Annotated in this window: 18 protein-coding genes; 5 read left to right on the forward strand and 13 right to left on the reverse strand. The window is 65.8% G+C overall.

The genetic code is table 11. The features are described from left to right. Positions 1 to 581: NnrU family protein (locus tag DYI24_RS08090; protein WP_164571926.1), on the reverse strand; the 581-nt coding region annotated here is incomplete at its 3' end. Between the two features lie 143 nt (positions 582 to 724). Here DYI24_RS08090 and DYI24_RS08095 point away from each other — a divergent pair. Then, positions 725 to 1,723: a Bug family tripartite tricarboxylate transporter substrate binding protein gene (locus DYI24_RS08095; RefSeq protein WP_164571927.1), complete on the forward strand. Its 999-nt coding sequence runs from the start codon at positions 725 to 727 to the stop codon at positions 1,721 to 1,723. A 46-nt stretch (positions 1,724 to 1,769) separates the two neighbouring features. Here DYI24_RS08095 and DYI24_RS08100 read toward each other — a convergent pair whose 3' ends face one another. From DYI24_RS08100 to gatA, 7 genes are all read right to left on the reverse strand, one after another. Further along, on the reverse strand, positions 1,770 to 2,216 hold the full coding sequence (locus DYI24_RS08100) for a cache domain-containing protein (RefSeq protein WP_107344963.1): 447 nt from the start codon (positions 2,214 to 2,216) through the stop codon (positions 1,770 to 1,772). A gap of 141 nt (positions 2,217 to 2,357) precedes the next feature. Continuing rightward, positions 2,358 to 2,624 (reverse strand): SEL1-like repeat protein, encoded by a 267-nt coding sequence (locus DYI24_RS08105; RefSeq protein ID WP_107344964.1) that lies wholly within the window; start codon positions 2,622 to 2,624, stop codon positions 2,358 to 2,360. A gap of 673 nt (positions 2,625 to 3,297) precedes the next feature. Next, complete coding sequence (locus DYI24_RS08110) at positions 3,298 to 3,435, reverse strand: hypothetical protein (protein WP_012496544.1); 138 nt, start codon at positions 3,433 to 3,435, stop codon at positions 3,298 to 3,300. A 523-nt stretch (positions 3,436 to 3,958) separates the two neighbouring features. Beyond that, positions 3,959 to 5,443 carry an Asp-tRNA(Asn)/Glu-tRNA(Gln) amidotransferase subunit GatB gene (gene gatB, locus DYI24_RS08115; protein ID WP_164571928.1) on the reverse strand — a complete coding sequence of 495 codons (1,485 nt, stop codon included), beginning with the start codon at positions 5,441 to 5,443 and terminating at the stop codon, positions 3,959 to 3,961. 95 nt (positions 5,444 to 5,538) lie between these two features. Then, complete coding sequence (locus tag DYI24_RS08120; RefSeq protein WP_164571929.1) at positions 5,539 to 6,921, reverse strand: patatin-like phospholipase family protein; 1,383 nt, start codon at positions 6,919 to 6,921, stop codon at positions 5,539 to 5,541. Between the two features lie 139 nt (positions 6,922 to 7,060). Next, positions 7,061 to 8,167, reverse strand: coding sequence for a sensor histidine kinase (locus DYI24_RS08125; RefSeq protein ID WP_164571930.1), 1,107 nt, complete (start codon positions 8,165 to 8,167; stop codon positions 7,061 to 7,063). A gap of 75 nt (positions 8,168 to 8,242) precedes the next feature. Then, positions 8,243 to 9,721 carry an Asp-tRNA(Asn)/Glu-tRNA(Gln) amidotransferase subunit GatA gene (gatA, locus tag DYI24_RS08130; protein ID WP_164571931.1) on the reverse strand — a complete coding sequence of 493 codons (1,479 nt, stop codon included), beginning with the start codon at positions 9,719 to 9,721 and terminating at the stop codon, positions 8,243 to 8,245. A 179-nt stretch (positions 9,722 to 9,900) separates the two neighbouring features. Between gatA and DYI24_RS08135 the strand changes: the two genes are divergently transcribed. Together DYI24_RS08135 and DYI24_RS08140 are read left to right on the forward strand one after the other, a co-directional pair. Next, positions 9,901 to 10,182, forward strand: coding sequence for a BrnT family toxin (locus tag DYI24_RS08135; RefSeq protein WP_164571932.1), 282 nt, complete (start codon positions 9,901 to 9,903; stop codon positions 10,180 to 10,182). Beyond that, positions 10,136 to 10,423: a BrnA antitoxin family protein gene (locus DYI24_RS08140; protein WP_107344970.1), complete on the forward strand. Its 288-nt coding sequence runs from the start codon at positions 10,136 to 10,138 to the stop codon at positions 10,421 to 10,423. Before DYI24_RS08135 ends, DYI24_RS08140 begins: the two co-directional genes overlap by 47 nt. 3 nt (positions 10,424 to 10,426) lie before the next feature. Here the strand turns inward: DYI24_RS08140 and DYI24_RS08145 are convergent, their stop codons facing one another. From DYI24_RS08145 to DYI24_RS08155, 3 genes are all read right to left on the reverse strand, one after another. After that, positions 10,427 to 10,633: a hypothetical protein gene (locus DYI24_RS08145; protein WP_107344971.1), complete on the reverse strand. Its 207-nt coding sequence runs from the start codon at positions 10,631 to 10,633 to the stop codon at positions 10,427 to 10,429. 11 nt (positions 10,634 to 10,644) lie between these two features. Beyond that, complete coding sequence (gene gatC, locus DYI24_RS08150; RefSeq protein WP_107344972.1) at positions 10,645 to 10,932, reverse strand: Asp-tRNA(Asn)/Glu-tRNA(Gln) amidotransferase subunit GatC; 288 nt, start codon at positions 10,930 to 10,932, stop codon at positions 10,645 to 10,647. Between the two features lie 89 nt (positions 10,933 to 11,021). Continuing rightward, the gene (locus DYI24_RS08155; protein WP_164571933.1) at positions 11,022 to 12,098 is read right to left on the reverse strand and encodes an NAD(P)H-dependent flavin oxidoreductase; all 1,077 of its coding nucleotides are present in this window, start codon (positions 12,096 to 12,098) and stop codon (positions 11,022 to 11,024) included. A 158-nt stretch (positions 12,099 to 12,256) separates the two neighbouring features. On the opposite strand from DYI24_RS08155, the gene ruvX reads away from it, so the two are divergent. Together ruvX and DYI24_RS08165 are read left to right on the forward strand one after the other, a co-directional pair. Further along, positions 12,257 to 12,739, forward strand: coding sequence for a Holliday junction resolvase RuvX (ruvX, locus tag DYI24_RS08160; RefSeq protein ID WP_164571934.1), 483 nt, complete (start codon positions 12,257 to 12,259; stop codon positions 12,737 to 12,739). 21 nt (positions 12,740 to 12,760) lie between these two features. After that, a complete protein-coding gene (locus DYI24_RS08165) occupies positions 12,761 to 13,147 on the forward strand; it encodes a YchJ family protein (protein WP_164571935.1) in 387 nt (128 codons plus the stop codon). A 119-nt stretch (positions 13,148 to 13,266) separates the two neighbouring features. On the opposite strand, the gene DYI24_RS08170 is transcribed toward DYI24_RS08165, so the two are convergent. After that, a complete protein-coding gene (locus DYI24_RS08170) occupies positions 13,267 to 14,916 on the reverse strand; it encodes an acyl-CoA dehydrogenase family protein (protein WP_164571936.1) in 1,650 nt (549 codons plus the stop codon). A gap of 78 nt (positions 14,917 to 14,994) precedes the next feature. Then, a partial coding sequence (gene ipdC / locus DYI24_RS08175; protein WP_164571937.1) for an indolepyruvate/phenylpyruvate decarboxylase occupies positions 14,995 to 16,357 on the reverse strand: 1,363 nt, incomplete at its 5' end.

A 16,357-nucleotide genomic window follows, 5' to 3' on the forward strand; every position in this document is an offset into this window, starting at 1 on the left:
GCTCCGAACACGGACACGTCGATAACGTAGGGATGGAAGGCGAAGGCGAGCGCCAGATACAGCACGACGCCGGCGACGATGGCGATGACGTCGTTCTTGACGCCGCCGACCGGGATCGGCGGACCGCCGGCGTCGCTGCGCCGCTTCAGCGAAATACGGTCAAACACCGCCCAGGCCAGCAGCGAGCCGAACAGAATAATCGAGCCGAGATCCCCGTTCGCGATCAGGTGGCCGAGCGCCCACAGCTTCACCGCAGTGAGCATCGGATGCTTCACCGCCGCGTAGATGCGGCCGCGCGAATACGCCGCAGCCAGCAGGATCGCCATCGGCAGCATCAAGAGCGCGGTGAGATGCTTGGTCCAATGCGGCGGATACCAGACGTCGATCCAGCCGTGCGCGCGATAGGATCCGAAACCGTAAGCGATCAGGGCGAGGCCGCTGAGCGCCACCACCGCATAGGCGAGCTTGTAGACCGCCTCGCCGCCGATCCCGATCAGGCGGCTGCGCAGGTCGCGCTGGGTGGTGACGACATGGGTGCCGATGAACAGCACCAGGCCGACGATCATCAACGCAAGTCCCATCGCGTCACTCCTGTCTCGGCCCGCGCATGCGGCGGTTTGCGCACCGGCCAATTCCACCTATGGTCCGCGCCGTCGCACGGCCTGCCGCAGCGCGGCGCCATGCGGGCGAAATCCGGGTATCATTCTTTACGGGACCGATGCAAATGCTGGGACACCTCCTCCGCCGGACCCTGACGCCGACGCTCGCGATGCTCGGCATCGCGGCGTGCGCAGTCAGCAGCGCGGCCGCGGCGCAGCCCACAGCGTGGCCGCCGAAGACGGTGCGGATCGTGGTGCCGTTCGCCGCGGGATCGACGCCGGATCTTGTCGGCCGGGTGCTCGCCGACCAGCTTCATACGCAGCACCCGGGCTCCACCTTCGTGATCGAAAACAAGCCCGGCGCCTCGGGCAATATCGGCACCGATGCTGTGGCCAAGGCAGCCCCGGATGGTGCCACGCTCGGCATCTCGATCCCCGGCCCGCTCGCCGTCAATACGCTGCTGTTTCCGAAGCTGCCCTACGATCCGGAGCGCGACCTCGCACCGGTGACGCTGCTGACACGGATGCCCAGCGTGCTCGCCGTGCCGGCGACCGCAGGCATCGGCAGCGTCGGCGAGTTTCTCGCCAAGGTGAAAAGTGACAAAGGCGGCTTCGCCTACGCGTCGATCGGCGCGGGCTCGCTGTCGCAGCTGTGCATGGAAGCGATTGCGCAGAAGGCCGGCGCCGCGATGGTGCACATCCCCTACGCCGGCTCGCCGAACGCGATGACTGCGCTGATGCGCGGCGACGTCCAGGCTGCATGCTTGCCGGCGATCTCGGTCGCGCCGCAGCAGGCGGCGGGAACTGTGAAGATCCTGGCGGTGACCACGCCGGAGCGCTCGCCGTTCCTGCCCGACGTGCCGACGCTGAAGGAGAGCGGCATCGACGTGCAGTCGGACGCCTGGAACGCGCTGATCGCGCCGGCCAGCACCTCACCCGAACTGATCGCGGCGATCCACCGCGCGGTCGAAGTCGCGCTCGCCGATCCGGCCGTCATCACGAAGCTGAAAACGCAGATGATGATGCCCGAGGCCTCGACGCCCGAGGCGCTGCGCCAGAAGATCGTCGACGAGAAGCGGAGCTGGGCGGACGTGATCCGCGCGGCAGGCATCAAGGTGCAATAAGATCCGGCGGCGGCTGAGCACCGCCGCCGTCTCGCTGCCTAAGGGGTTACTTGTAGTAGCCGACCGCGCAGGTCTGGTCGCCGATCTTGGTGACGAAGCTGACCTTCTGCACCGGATCGGTCTGGCCCGGGCGCGGCCACATATAGGCGACTTCCTTGACCTCGCCTTCCTTGGCGGTGGCGTAGATTTCTTCGCCCAGCGGCTTGCCGGTCTTGTCCTTGAGATCCTTGAGGCTCTTGCCGGTCAGGGTCGGATGCGCGGTGAACAGGCCGTCCGGCCCGCCGCAGAACGGATACAGGTCGCGATCCTTGAAACCGCCCTCGCCCTTGGCAAATTCGGCGAGCGCCTTGGCCTTATCGGCCTTCACCGCAGCAGCGGCCTTGGTGAGCATCGCCTTGGCTTCGTCGGCCGTGCCGAACTCGCCGGCAAACGCGGCCGAGGCAGCAAACACGCTGGCGCCGGCGACGAGACATAATACTGATTTGAGTTTCATGGGCATCTCCTCCTTTGAAAGCTCCCTTTGTGGAGCATGAGGAGAAGATATCCGCGGTCAGTTGCGGCGGTCAGCGCGACTTAGGACGAACCATAAGGCGATACCAAGCGCCGCATTCCGTCAGCGGAAGCGAGCGATCCATCAGTGCGAGGAGATCCAGGCGCGGGCTTCTCGCTGGGCAACCGCGATCTCGTCGGCCGACATCAGCTCGGCCAGCTCGCGGCGATACGCGATCGCGTCGGCCCGGCCCTTCAGCGCGGCGAGGTTGAACCACTTGTGCGCGGCGATCAGGTCGACCGGCGCGCCGCGGCCGGAGGCGAACAGCAGGCCGAGGTCGAACAGCGCATCGGGGTTCTCCCCGGCTTCGATCGGCATCGCGGTTTCGATATTCAGATGTCCCTGCAGCATCTTTGATCTCCATCTTTCGCCGCCGAACCGAGGGCGGCTCCTGTCCTCTGTTTGTCGTCCCCACCGCCGTAACCCGGCGTGTTATGGGGCAATCATGGCCGATCAAATTTGAAGAGCAGTTTAAGCGTTGCACTGAACGATTTCTGAACGCGCCGCGGCACTCCTCGCGAAGCATTTTGAGAAACGCCTGTGCCGCAATGGTTTTTCGAGTTCGGTGAGAGACGGTTTACCCTCCGGTTTGGCGAACCGATAACCATCGCCGCAACCGCCTGGGGAAACGACACGTCGGGCCGCGGGCGCAAACGGCTGCCGCAGGCTGATCGAAGTCGGTGAATGTGGAGGGATGGAACTGGATAGCCGGACCCTGCCGGCGCGGGGCGATGGGCCCCACAAACAACGAGGGCGTCGGCGAACACGTCAGGTTCAGATCTCACACGCGGCTCGCCGCCCATGAAACTGCGGACCTTGCGTCCGCACCGTTCGAAGAAAAACCGTTTCTTCTACCGGGCTCTTCGGCGGCTGGTGATCCCTGCCGCTATCGGATCCGGTCGTCTGACCTGATGTCTCGCCGACACCCTCTCGTCGACTAGGACCTCGCTCGTGTCGCGGTGCGAAGAGCCTGTCCAGTGACGCGGCCGGCAGTGATGCTGCCGGCACCCGCTCGAAAGCGAGCTTACTTCTTCTTGGCGGCCTTCTTGGCGACCTTCTTGGTGGTCTTCTTCGCGGTCTTCTTCACCGCGCTCTTCGCGGTCTTCGCCTTCTTCGGCGCCGCTTTCTTGGTCGCCGCCTTCTTCGCTGCTTTCTTGGCCATGTTGCCCTCCGATAAGTGAGATGGCTTGATTGCTGCTGCGTGCACTCGGGAATCGAGATGCACTAATTCCCGAATACACCAACGCTTTGAAAAAAACAGTGTCCCGCTTAAGGAAGAGTTGATGGGAGTTGTCCCTCGCGCACAGGCGGTCTTAGCGAACGAGGCGTCGGAAGATCGATCGCGCGAACCGAGTTATGCGCGAAAAACCTGCATCGGCACTTGTCAAGATCGCAGGAAACGCCTGTGCCGCAGCGATTTCATCAACTCACAAATCGAGCTAACTAACTACTTTGCAAAACCGGGCGGAGCGCCGAGTCGGTCGCGCGAGGCCGTCTGCGGACTCTGAGTCGCAATCTTTGGCAACGAAAAAATTTTCAGGCGCGATACCGCACCGGAGCGTCCAAACGCTCCGGCACAGGGGTTTTCTGCACGAGAAGATGCGGCTGATTCGCGAGCGCCACCGCCGTCGCGGGCGCACGAAACGTCGTCGCGGCGGTTCGCGCGCGACGACGAAGGTCGTTCGTCAGAGGCCGAGCTTGCGCTTCAGCAGGTCGTTGACCGCCTGCGGATTGGCCTTGCCGCCGGAAGATTTCATCACCTGGCCGACGAACCAGCCGAGCATCGCGGGCTTGGCGACGACTTGTGCCACCTTATCTGGATTGGCGGCGACGATATCGTCGACCACCTTCTCGATCGCCGACAGATCGGTGACTTGCTTCATGCCGCGCTGTTCCACCAGCGTGCGCGGATCACCGCCTTCGGTCCAGACGATCTCGAACAGCTCCTTGGCAATCTTGCCCGAGATGGTGCCCTCGCCGATCAGCTCGACGATCGCAGCGAGCTGTGCCGCCGACACCGGCGACGCATCGATCGACTGACCGTCCTTGTTGAGGCGGCCGAACAGCTCGTTGATCACCCAGTTGGCGGCGAGCTTGCCGTCGCGGCCCTGATCGTTCAACTGCGCCAGCACCGCCTCGTAGAACTCGGCGCTCTCGCGCTCGCTGACCAGCACGCCTGCGTCTTCGACCGAGAGGCCGAAGTCGCTGACGAACCGCTCCTTCTTGGCGTCCGGCAATTCCGGCAGGCAGGCCTTCAGATCGTCGACATAGGCCTGGGTGAATTCCAGCGGCAACAGATCCGGATCGGGGAAGTAGCGATAGTCGTGCGCCTCTTCCTTCGACCGCATCGACCGGGTCTCGCCCTTGTTGGCGTCGAACAGCCGGGTCTCCTGGTCGATCGTTCCGCCGTCTTCCAGAATGCCGATCTGGCGGCGCGCTTCGTATTCGATCGCCTGACCGATGAAGCGGATCGAGTTGACGTTCTTGATCTCGCAGCGGGTGCCGTAAGGTTCGCCGGGACGGCGCACCGAGACGTTGACGTCGGCGCGCAGGCTGCCCTTCTCCATGTCGCCGTCGCAGGTGCCGAGATAGCGCAGGATCGTGCGCAGCTTCGAGACGTAAGCCTTGGCCTGCTCGGACGAGCGGATGTCCGGCTTGGAGACGATCTCCATCAGCGCGACGCCGGAGCGGTTGAGATCGACGAATGTCGAAGTCGGATGCTGGTCGTGCAGCAGCTTGCCGGCGTCCTGCTCGAGATGCAGCCGCTCGATGCCGACGGTGATGCTGTCGCCGTCCGGCAGGTCGACCACCACCTCACCCTCACCGACAATCGGCGATTTGTATTGGCTGATCTGGTAGCCCTGCGGCAGGTCCGGATAGAAATAGTTCTTCCGGTCGAACACCGATCGCAGATGGATCTTGGCGTTCAGCCCGAGCCCGGAGCGGATCGCCTGGCGCACGCACTCCTCGTTGATCACCGGCAGCATGCCGGGCATCGCGGCGTCGACCAGCGACACGTGGGTGTTCTGATCGCCGCCGAACGCGGTGGCCGCGCCGGAGAACAGCTTGGCATTGGAAGAGACCTGGGCGTGGATCTCCAGCCCGATCACGACTTCCCAATCGCCGGTGGCGCCCTTGATGAGCTTCGAAGGTTTGACAGGTGCGTTCATAAGCCGGTTTCTACTCCGCTCCGGGCGCGGAGAAAACCCCTGCAACCGGCGCAAGGCGCGCGCCGGCGCGGCCGAAGGCCCGGCCGGCGACAGGCTTACAGGCTGGCGGCGAAGGCGCGGAAGACCGGGCTCTGCCGCAGCACGTCGCGGCCGGCGGAGATCAGCTCGTCGACCTGTTGCGGCGGCAGGACGAAACGCGTGGCGATCCGCTCCAGCGCCGCAGCCCGTTGTGTCTCGAGTTGATCGAACGCCAGACGGCCGACGAAGAACCGCAGGTCGCGGCAGTCCCAGCCGGGGCCGGCGCCGTAGCGCGCGCGGTCCGCTGCCGACAGGCTGCAGCGCCAGCGCACCAGTTTGTCGCGCCAATCCGAAATCGTGCGGTCGAACGCCGTGTAGCTGGCGCCGACGCTGGCATCCATCGTAGTGTCGACCGCGGCCTTGATCAGCTCGACGCCGCTCGGACCTTCGACGGTGTCGACCCAGTTACCCGAGATGCCGGTCTTGGCATCGACCACCAGCATCATCAGCCGCCGCAGCTTGACCGCCTGCTGCGGGGTCAGCGGACCGTACGGCGTCTCAGAGGACTCCCGCGCGATCGTCAGCGCGGAGACGCCGTAATTGTCGACCAGCCCGCCGTCGAGCAGCTTGATGAAGGGCACCGCGCCCTCGCGATAGCGCAGCACCGCCTTGGCGTAGGAGCTCAGCATCGGCGACGAGTTACCCTCGGTCGCGGCACGCCGGACCCAGCGCGGCAGCGGCGTATTGCAGGCGCCCGGGAACGCCTGGACCACCGCCGGAGCAAATGCGAGCGGCACCGCCGCCGAGGCCGCGACCGCGTTCGACAGCGGATAGGCGTCGAGGTCGCTGCAGATGGCGGAGAACGCCGTGCTGTTGAACACGAACGGCACGCGATTGTAGATGTCGGAGGCGTTGATCCACACCGTCGGCCGGTCGCCGCCGCGCAGCTGCGCGAAGGTCGCGCCCTCGAACAGATGCGCGTCGAGCCACCGGGTGAAGCCGACGGAGTCGTTGATGCCGCCGGTGAACGCCTTGCCGATGGTGTTGAGCGACAGCGTGGTCTGGAGCTCCTCCTCCGCATTGCGCAGCAGGAAGCGCTCGCGGAAGTCGGAGAGCGCCGCGCGCCCCTTCAGTCCGAAATAGGCGGCAGTCACCGACCCGCCGGAGACTCCTGAAACGAAGCCAACACGGTCGAGCATCGCCGAACGCGCACCATGCAGCGGCAGGCGCTCCATCTCCGACAACACGCCGAACGAGAATGCCGCCGCCCGTGTGCCGCCGCCCGAGAACGAGAGGCCGATGATGGCGTCTTCGCTGCGCGTACCGACGTCCGACGCCACCTTGTCGGCGACCACCCCTTCGACCGGCACGTTGACCGGCGTGTTGTAAACCGAGGCACAACCGGCAAGGACGAGGCAGGCTGCGGCTGCGGATAGGAGACGATCTCTCCACGACTTCATCGAGAGGACACCGGTTGAAAGGGCGGCAAGTTTGCTGCTGCGGACCATCGACTGCAAAGGTTCAGGTCCACTTAACGCTGCGGAACCGGGGGAAGCTGGCCGTCGGCTTGTGGCATAAGCAAGGCGGCGCGCTGTGCGATCAATTCGCGGCGGGCGACGACGGCGCATCGAAGCCGATGGTGAAGAACGCACCCTGACCGCGAATGCTGCGCGCTTCAAAGCTGACGTTGCGGGCATTCTCCTTCAGCGTCTGCAGGATCAGCGAACCAAGCTTGCGCGGCGATGGCCAGCTCTGCCCCTCGGGAAGGCCGACGCCATCGTCAGACACGATGATCCTGACGCGGCCCTGGTCTGTCTCGCAGATCACCTTGATCCGTCCGCCGTCGCGACCGACGAAGGCGTACTTCAATGCGTTGGTCAGCATCTCGTTGACCAGCAGCCCGGCCGGCATCGCGATGTTCACCGACAGCGGGCAATAGCCAGCATTGACCTCGCAGTTGACGTCCGAGCTGGCGTTCGCGCGGATCACCGCGTTGGCGATGTCCGACAGATACTGGCCGAGGTCGATCTGTCCGCCATCGGCCTGCGGGCTTTCGTCCGACAGCACCCGGTAGAGCGCGGTCAGCGCTTCGATCCGGCTGGCGAGCCGCGCCAGCGCCACGGTCTCGCCTTCCGCAGCCGACCGCGCTTCGAGCCGGACCAGCGCGGTGATCAATTGAAGATTGTTCTTCACCCGATGCTGCAGCTCGCGCATCAGGGTATCGCGTTCACGGATCTGGACTTCGAACCGCTCGATCTGCGCGCGCTCGCGGCTGCCGACGTCGACCAGCGCAACGATCCGATAGCTCTCGACGCCGTCGTCGCTCTCGATCACCGCCGCATAGGCCTGGACGATCAGCAGCCGATCGGACGGCGCCACCTTCCGGAACACCCCGAGGAAATCTTCGCCATCGCGGATCGCGGCACCGAGCAGACGGACGCTGTCATCCTGGTCGGCGAAACCATCGAGGCACGACCAGCCCTGTCCGCAGGCATCCGGTTTCGAGAGCGAGGTCAGCGCTTCGAACGCCTGGTTGATATAGACCACCTGCTGGTCCGCGCCGCAGCCGCGCGACACCGCGATCGCCACCGGGACATTGTCCAGCAGATGCTTGTAGCGGTCGCTCTCGATCGCCGCGGCCAGCTTTGGCGATCCGAGGATCTGATCGACACCTTGCGGTGGACCTTGGACGTCGTCAGCGCTCATGCAACACCCTGCCCCGGCCAAGAATGGCCAACGGCGCCAGCAAACGCAACGTCAAACCCGTGCGGGCGATCGGACTCAGGTCCACCACTTGGCCGGCGTGAACCGGCCGGCGGACTGCTCGATCACCTCGCCGAGCGAGAACAATGTGTCCTCGTCGAACGGCCGGCCGATCAGCTGCAGCCCGAGCGGCAGACCTTGCGAGTCGCTGCCCGCCGGAACGGCAATGCCAGGCAGGCCGGCCATGTTCACCGTCACGGTGAAGATGTCGTTCAGATACATCTCGACCGGATCAGCGCCGCCCTTCTCGCCGATGCCGAAGGCAGCCGACGGCGTCGCCGGGGTCAGGATCGCCGAGACGCCCTGATCGAAGCACTGCTCGAAGTCGCGCTTGATCAGCGTGCGGACCTTCTGGGCGCGCCGATAGTACGCGTCGTAATAGCCGGCCGACAGCACGTAGGTGCCGATCATGATGCGGCGCTTCACCTCGGCGCCGAAGCCCGCAGCGCGGGTGTTCTCGTACATCTCGATGATGTTGCGGCCATTGACGCGCGCGCCGTAGCGAACGCCGTCATAGCGCGCGAGGTTCGACGAGGCCTCCGCCGGCGCCACGATATAATAGGCCGGCAGCGCGTATTTGGTATGCGGCAGCGACACCTCGACGAGTTCGGCGCCCGCGGCCTTCAGCCACTCGGCGCCCTGGCTCCACAGTTTCTCGATCTCGGCCGGCATGCCGTCGAGCCGATACTCCTTCGGGATGCCGATCTTCATGCACTTCACCGAGCCGCCGACCGCGGCCTCGTAATTGGGCACTGGCCGATCGACCGAGGTGGTGTCCTTCGGATCATGACCGGCCATCGAACGCAGCAGGATCGCGCTGTCGCGCACCGTGCGCGCGATCGGGCCGGCCTGGTCCAGCGAGGACGCGAACGCGACGATACCCCAGCGCGAGCAGCGGCCATAGGTCGGCTTAATGCCGACCGTGCCGGTAAACGCCGCCGGCTGCCGGATCGAGCCGCCGGTGTCGGTCGCGGTGGCGCCGAGGCACAAGCCCGCCGCAACGGCGGCCGCCGAGCCGCCGGACGAGCCACCCGGCACCAGCTTGGCGTCGGAGCCGGTACGGCGCCATGGATTGATCACCGGGCCGAAGCACGAGGTCTCGTTCGACGAGCCCATCGCGAACTCGTCGTTGTTGAGCTTGCCGAGCAGCACCGCGCCGTCACGCCACAGCTGCGTCGTCACCGTCGACTCGTAGGTCGGCTTGAAGTCGCCGAGGATCTTGGAACACGCGGTGGTGCGTTCGCCCTTGGTGGCGAACAGATCCTTGATGCCGAGCGGCAGCCCGGCCAGCGGTCCGCCCTCGCCCTTGGCGATCTGCGCGTCCGCGGCCTTCGCCATCTGCCGCGCCTGGTCCGGCGTCTCCAGCACATAGGCATTGAGCACGCGCGCGGCTTCGATCGCCGCGAGGTGGGCATCGGTCAGCTCGACCGCGGTGAAGGACTTGTTTGCGAGGCCATCGCGGGCCTCGGCCAGCGTCAGCGAAGTCAGGTCGGTCATGGTTCAGGGCACGCCTGGATAAAAGCCGGCGACAGGCCGGTCACGGGCGCCGCGGATCGTGCGGCTCTGTTGCTGCGCTGGCTAGCACAGCGCCTCCGGGAAATGAAGCGATTGCACCGATTTGCCCGCCAGTTACAGTCGGACCATTGACGGCAAGATTATTGTAGTTACATAATTCAATGGCGATCACATTTGATCCGGCAAAGCGGGACGTCACCCTGCGGGAACGCGGGATCGACTTCGCCATCGACGCAGCGAAGGTGTTTGCCGGAGACTCGGCCACTTTCGACAGCGAACAGAAAGGGCATGGCGAGCTACGGCAGATCACCGCAGGATGGCTGAATGGACGACCTGTGATGATGGTCTGGACGGCTCGTGGAGAAGACCAACACATCATTTCGATGAGGTACTGCCATGCCGGAGAAGCGAAAAAGCTCCGCCAGCGATTCAAGCAGACGTAAGCCTTGGATCGACCCCGACGATGCACCGGAATTGACCGATGAAATGCTTGATCGTGCGGAGTATCGGATCGACGGCAAGGTCGTTCGTCGGGGCCGGCCGCCGCTGGGGGCGCAGCCGAAAAGCTCGGTGACGCTGCGGCTGGACGCCGACGTCCTGGACGCTTATCGCGCCCTGGGCCGCGGCTGGCAGTCGCAGATCAACGCCGACCTGCGGCGGGTGCGGAAGCTGAAGAAGGCCTGAGGCCTACTTATTGACCGGGCTGCAGAAGAACGGCGACAGCGTCTTGTCGTTCTCGGGCGCATCGCGGCGAGCCTTGTCGGCAGCCTGCAACTGGTCGAGCACCGCATCCATCGCCTTATCGGCGTCGACGACCTTGCCCTGCCGGCCCATCGCGTCGAGGTAGTCCAGATAGGCTTGGTAGGCCTTCTCGTCGTCGCACAGCAGGCACATCGGCGTGTCCTTTATTCGACCACCTTCGGCACCAGGAAGAAGTGATCCTCGGTCGACGGGGCATTCGCCACCACCTGATCGGCGATTTCGCCGTCGTTGACCACGTCGGCGCGCTTCTTCATCTGCATCGGCGTCACCGAGGTCATCGGCTCGACGCCATCGACGTCGACCTCGGAGAGCTGCTCGACAAAGGCCAGCATCGCATTGAGCTCGCCCTGCAGATGCGGCACCTCGTCGTCGGTCACGGCGATCCGCGCCAGATGCGCGATGCGGCGGACAGTGGCGGCGTCAACCGACATAATATAGGGCCTTTCTGCGAGATATCGACCTGCGCCGTATAGCAGAGCCGGGTTTCGCGTCGCAACCTCGGTGCGCCGACGGCCCTGCCTCAGCCGGCGAGCTGGCTGAGCCGCGCCAGCGCCGCACCGGCCAGCGCGCGGGTGAGTTCGGCCGCCGGCATGTCGCGGCCGAGCCGGACCGCCTGCCCGGCCCACAGATTGGTGAAGTCGGTCTTGCCGTGCAGCTCGGCTGCAGCCTTCAGCGGGCCTAAGGCCGAGGCCGCGTGCGGGAACGCCGGCGCGTCCGGCGACACCGGCCCGACCTCGCGCATCAGGCGATTGGCGACGCCGCGAGCCGGCCGCCCGGTCATCACATTGGTGATCACGGTCGCTTCGTCGGTGCCCTGCGCGAGCTGGGCCCGCACCAGCGCGCTGGTCCGGGATTCCGGGCAGCGCAGATACGCGGTGCCGATCTGCACGCCGGCCGCGCCGAGCGCGAACGCCGCCGCGATGCCGCGACCGTCGGCGATGCCGCCCGCCGCGATCACCGGCACCCTTACCGCATCGACCACCTGCGGCAGCAACGCGAATAATCCCGGCTGCTGCGCAATGTCGTCGGTCATGAACATGCCGCGATGGCCGCCGGCCTCAGCACCCTGCACGATCACCGCGTCGACGCCGTGCTCTTCCAGCCAGATCGCCTCGCGCACGATCGTCGCCGATGCGATCACCTTGGCACCGGTCGCCTTGACGCGGTCGAGTAGTGCAGCCTCAGGCAGACCGAAATGGAAGCTGACGACTTCGGGCTTCAGCTCCTCGACCAGCCCGCACATCGCCGCATCGAACGGCGCCCGGCTCGCCGCCGGCGCCGGCATCGCCGGATCGAGCCCGAGCTCGGTGAAGTACGGCGTCAATCGCTTGCGCCAGACCTGTTCGCGCGCCGCATCCGGCGTCACCGCCTGATGGCAGAAGAAGTTCAGATTGATCGGCGCCGAAATCTGTTCCCGGAAAATACCGACCTGCTCGCGCGCTTTATCCGGCGACAGCATCGCGCACGGCAGCGAGGCCAGCGCCCCGCTGCGGGCCGCGGCGATAGCGAGTTCCGCATCCATCGCGCCCGCCATCGGGGCGAGCAGAATCGGACATTCGATAGCGAACAGGTCGAGGAGACGGCGATCCGGCCACATGATCAGGCTCTCGCGATTGTAGGGGGAAGCGGCGCAGCCTCGTTGCCCGCCGAGGCCCCTTTTACACGCCGCCTCGTGGCTCCGCTATGGCGCCTCGCCTCCTCACGACGAACCAATGGATGTTTTGGCAAGTCGACCGCGCGTGCTATGCGGGCGTCATGCCTGCCCTGATCCTTCCTCTGATCGAAGCCGCCGCGCATTGGCCGGCCCGCGGTGGCCTGCTCGGCCTCGACCTCGGCACCAAGACGATCGGCGTCGCCGCGTCCGATCCGGACCGCAAGCTCGCCACCGGCGTCGAGACCATCGCCCGCAAGGCGTTCACCGCGGATGCGGCCCGGCTGCTGGCGCTGGCGGCCGAACGCACCGCCTGCGGCTTCGTGCTCGGCCTGCCGCTCAACATGGACGGCAGCGAAGGCCCACGGGCGCAGTCGACCCGCGCCTTCGCGCGCAATCTCTCCCGGCTCACCGAACTGCCGATCGGGCTCTGGGACGAGCGGCTGTCGACCGCCGCGGTCGAGCGCGAGCTGATCGCCAACGACGTCAGCCGGGCGAAACGGGCCAAGGTCATTGACGAGCACGCGGCGATCTTCATCCTGCAGGGCGCGCTTGACCGGCTCGCGGCGCTACGCCGGGCCGAGTGAGCAGGTAACAGGATCGATGCGATGAATTGCGTGTGCGGCTCGGGAAAGACTTACGACAACTGCTGCGGTCCCCTGCTCGCCCGCACCCGGCCCGCGACCTCGCCGGAAGCGCTGATGCGGTCGCGCTACGCAGCCTACGCGCTGAAAGACTTCGACTACATCGTCGAGACCACCGATCCGGAACGGCGCGATCTGTTTGATCACGACGTCAACCGCGCCTGGATGGAGGAGTCCGACTTTCTCGAACTGCGGGTGCTCGGCAGCAGCGAGAAAGGCAGCCGCGGCACCGTCGAGTTCGTCGCCCGTTTCCGCCGCGGCGGCGGCCCCGAGCACAGCCATCACGAACGCTCGCAATTCCGTAAAGCCCGCGGCCGCTGGTACTTCTCGGAAGGCGAAGCGGTCGGCTGAATGAGCGTCTAACTCTCGTCATCGCGAGGAGCGAAGCGACGAAGCGATCCAGCAACTCAGTGCACGAAGCCTCTGGATTGCTTCGCTTTGCTCTCAATGACGGAGTTGATGTCCCCGCCTCACATCTCCGGCAGCACGCGTCCCAACAGACCCTTGGCGATCTCGCCGGGAATATCGGCGGCGCCGTAGAGCGTTGCCGGCTCGGGCACCAGCCGGGTGCGCGCGAACATCTCGGCGTGCGGCGGGTGGATTTCATTGAGCGCGGCAGCCGCAGCGAGCTTCGCCAGCATCTCGACCGCGAGCCGCGCGGTGCGTTCGTTGTCGACCTGCAGCAGCGCGCGGGCGATCAGGCCGGCCGCCGCCGGTCCGCCGGTGAGCGCCGACGTATCTTGGATCAGCGCCTGCAGCACTTCGGTGCCGGCATCGCTCTCGCGCGACATCGCCCGCAGCACGTCGAGGCACATCACATTGCCCGAGCCTTCCCATATCGCATTGACCGGCGCCTCGCGATAGTGCCGCGCCAGGATGCCGTCCTCGACGTAGCCATTGCCGCCGAGGCATTCCATCGCTTCATACACGAACGGCGGCGCCGACTTGCAGATCCAGTATTTCACCGCCGGTGTCAGCAGCCGCATATAGGCGGCTTCGAGCGGATCGTTCGGCGCCTCGTCGAACGCGCGGCACAGCCGCATCACCAGCGCCACCGAAGCCTCGACCTGCAGCGCCATGTCGGCGAGCACTGATATCATCAGCGAGTGGTCGGCAAGCCGCTTCTGAAACACGGTGCGATGCCGGGTGTGATGCAGCGCATGAGCGAGCGACGACCGCATCAGGCCGGCGGACGCAATCGCGCAATCCTGCCGCGTCAGCTGCACCATCTGGATGATAGTGCGGATACCACGGCCGAGCTCGCCGACCGGCAGCGCGTAGGCGCCGGTGAACTCGACCTCGGACGAGGCGTTGGAGCGATTGCCGAGCTTGTCCTTCAGCCGCTGGAAACGGATCTCGTTGACCGAACCATCGGGCTGAAACCGCGGCATGAAGAAACAGCTCAGTCCCTCGTCGGCCTGCGCCAATACCAGGAAGGCATCGCACATCGGCGCCGACATGAACCATTTGTGGCCGACGATGCGGTAGGCGTCGCCATCCCGGAACGCACGCGTCGCATTGGTGCGCACATCGGTGCCGCCCTGCTTCTCGGTCATGCCCATGCCGATGCTCATGCCGCGCTTGGCGGTCCAGGGCGCGAAGCTCGGATCGTACTGACGGGTGCCGAGCACCGGCATCACCTGCGCCAGCAGGTCCGGCTGCGAGCCGAGCGCCGCGACCGACGCGCGTGTCATCGTCACAGGACAGAGATGACCGGTCTCGACCTGAGCGGCCATGTAGAACTTAGCGGCACGCACCACTTCCGACGCATTGCCGGCGGGCTTGCCGTGTGCGTCCCAGGTGGAGTTGTGCAGGCCGGCCTTGAAGCTCTCCGCCATCAGCTCGTGATAGGACGGATGGAATTCGACCTGATCGCGGCGCACGCCCTTGGCGTCGAAGGTCTTCAGCTTCGGGGGGTATTCGTTGGCGAGACGGCCGCGTTCGGCCATCTCGGTGGTGCCCCACGCCTTGCCGAAGGCTTCGAGCTCGATATGAGCGTTAGCCCCCTGATTGAAAGTGACCGCCTCGAGCAGCGGCCGGTCGGCGCCCAACAGGTCGAGGTCCGGAAGCGGCGGCGACTGGTTGAACACCTCGTGGGTGGCGAAGGAAGGCTGCGTCATGGCGGTCCTGGAACGATGCGGATTCGCGCGCATGTTACGCAGAAAACCGCCCCGAGGACACGGCGGATCGCCGCGCCGTCACTTCATTCGTTCACGCGCCGCCTTGAAGCCGGTGACGAACCTCGCCAGCGTATGAGAGGTCGCGCCGCGCGGCAGCATCACTTCGATCAGTGAGAACACCCCGCGCCGCTCGACCGCGCGCTGCAGTGCCGCGGCAAGTTCGGCGCGGGTCGTGACCCGCTCGCCGAAGCCGCCGATCGAATGGGCGATATCGGCAAAGTGCCAGTCGTCGAGGTCGTTGAACTTCGATTCCGGTTGGAACACCCGTAGCATTTCCCAGCTGCAATTGTTGAACAGCACCACGATGGGATCGAGGCCGTAGCGCTTGCAGTTGCCAAGCTCCCAGCCCGTCATCTGGAACGCACCGTCGCCGACCAGCACCAGCGGCCGCAGGCCGGTCGCGGCAACGCCGATGCCGGCGGGCACGCCGAACCCCATGCCCGCGTAGTATCCCGGGGCCGCCAGCGCGGTATTGTCGATCTCCATCGCGGTGAACAGGCAATCGCCGATATCGGCGGTCATCGGCATCTTGCCGTGGCGGTCGAACAGATCGTTGATCGCGGTGGCGATGTCCGACGGCGCGATCGGCGACGCATCGAGAGTCAGCCCACGGGGATAGGACATCCCCTTCCCGACATTGCGCGGCCGCGGCGGATGCTGCGAGGCGTGGGCGTCGAGACCGGCGATCAGGTCAGCCAGCGGCAGGTCGCGATAGACGTGGTGGCCGATCTGCACCTCGCGTCCGGTCGCCAGCACGGTACGGCGCGGATCGGTCATATTCGAGGACAGCGCGAAATTGGTATCCGACAGGATGACACCGAACATCAGCACCAGATCGGCGCTCTCGACCAGGGCCGACAGATCCGGATCGCCGGCGGCGCCGAGATAGGTGCCGGCCACGACGTCGTCGGCCCCCTCGAGAAGGCCGCGGCCCATGAATGTCGTCACCACCGGCAGGCCGAGCTTGCGCGCCAGCGCGGCGACTTGCTGCTCGACGCCGTAGCGGCGGATTTCGACGTCCACCACCATCACCGGCGACTTCGCCTTGGCGATCCGATCCAGGATTTCTTGCGCGCACTCGTCCCGCGAGCCGGCGTCGGCCTCGCGCCGCGGCAGCTTCGGCACCGGGTCGACCTTGGCGTCGACCATGTCGCGCGGAAACTCGATGTACACCGGCAGCGACAATTCGAGCGCGCTCCGAAGCACCTGCGCGATCTCAGCCGGTGCGGTCGCCGGATCGCTCAGTACTGCCTGATCGCAGGTGACTTCCTTGAATACCGCAAGTTGGGAATCGACGGTGCGGACCTGATGATGCAGCAGATAGCCGCTGGTGCGCTCGCGCGCGCCGGGCGCACCAGCGGCTATCTGCTGCATCATCAGG

This window comes from Rhodopseudomonas sp. BR0C11 (genome assembly GCF_010820945.1).
GTDB lineage: Bacteria > Pseudomonadota > Alphaproteobacteria > Rhizobiales > Xanthobacteraceae > Rhodopseudomonas > Rhodopseudomonas palustris_H.

Bases quoted from the DNA above. Each gene is read 5' to 3' on its own strand.
- DYI24_RS08140 (WP_107344970.1), top strand. From the start codon at position 10,136: ATGCCGGAGAAGCGAAAAAGCTCCGCCAGCGATTCAAGCAGACGTAAG.
- DYI24_RS08095 (WP_164571927.1), top strand. From the start codon at position 725: ATGCTGGGACACCTCCTCCGCCGGACCCTGACGCCGACGCTCGCGATG.
- DYI24_RS08135 (WP_164571932.1), top strand. From the start codon at position 9,901: ATGGCGATCACATTTGATCCGGCAAAGCGGGACGTCACCCTGCGGGAA.
- gatA (WP_164571931.1), bottom strand. From the start codon at position 9,721: ATGACCGACCTGACTTCGCTGACGCTGGCCGAGGCCCGCGATGGCCTC.
- DYI24_RS08120 (WP_164571929.1), bottom strand. From the start codon at position 6,921: ATGAAGTCGTGGAGAGATCGTCTCCTATCCGCAGCCGCAGCCTGCCTC.
- gatB (WP_164571928.1), bottom strand. From the start codon at position 5,443: ATGAACGCACCTGTCAAACCTTCGAAGCTCATCAAGGGCGCCACCGGC.
- gatC (WP_107344972.1), bottom strand. From the start codon at position 10,932: ATGTCGGTTGACGCCGCCACTGTCCGCCGCATCGCGCATCTGGCGCGG.
- DYI24_RS08125 (WP_164571930.1), bottom strand. From the start codon at position 8,167: ATGAGCGCTGACGACGTCCAAGGTCCACCGCAAGGTGTCGATCAGATC.
- DYI24_RS08110 (WP_012496544.1), bottom strand. From the start codon at position 3,435: ATGGCCAAGAAAGCAGCGAAGAAGGCGGCGACCAAGAAAGCGGCGCCG.
- DYI24_RS08100 (WP_107344963.1), bottom strand. From the start codon at position 2,216: ATGAAACTCAAATCAGTATTATGTCTCGTCGCCGGCGCCAGCGTGTTT.
- DYI24_RS08165 (WP_164571935.1), top strand. From the start codon at position 12,761: ATGAATTGCGTGTGCGGCTCGGGAAAGACTTACGACAACTGCTGCGGT.
- DYI24_RS08145 (WP_107344971.1), bottom strand. From the start codon at position 10,633: ATGTGCCTGCTGTGCGACGACGAGAAGGCCTACCAAGCCTATCTGGAC.
- DYI24_RS08155 (WP_164571933.1), bottom strand. From the start codon at position 12,098: ATGTGGCCGGATCGCCGTCTCCTCGACCTGTTCGCTATCGAATGTCCG.
- DYI24_RS08105 (WP_107344964.1), bottom strand. From the start codon at position 2,624: ATGCTGCAGGGACATCTGAATATCGAAACCGCGATGCCGATCGAAGCC.
- DYI24_RS08170 (WP_164571936.1), bottom strand. From the start codon at position 14,916: ATGACGCAGCCTTCCTTCGCCACCCACGAGGTGTTCAACCAGTCGCCG.
- ruvX (WP_164571934.1), top strand. From the start codon at position 12,257: ATGCCTGCCCTGATCCTTCCTCTGATCGAAGCCGCCGCGCATTGGCCG.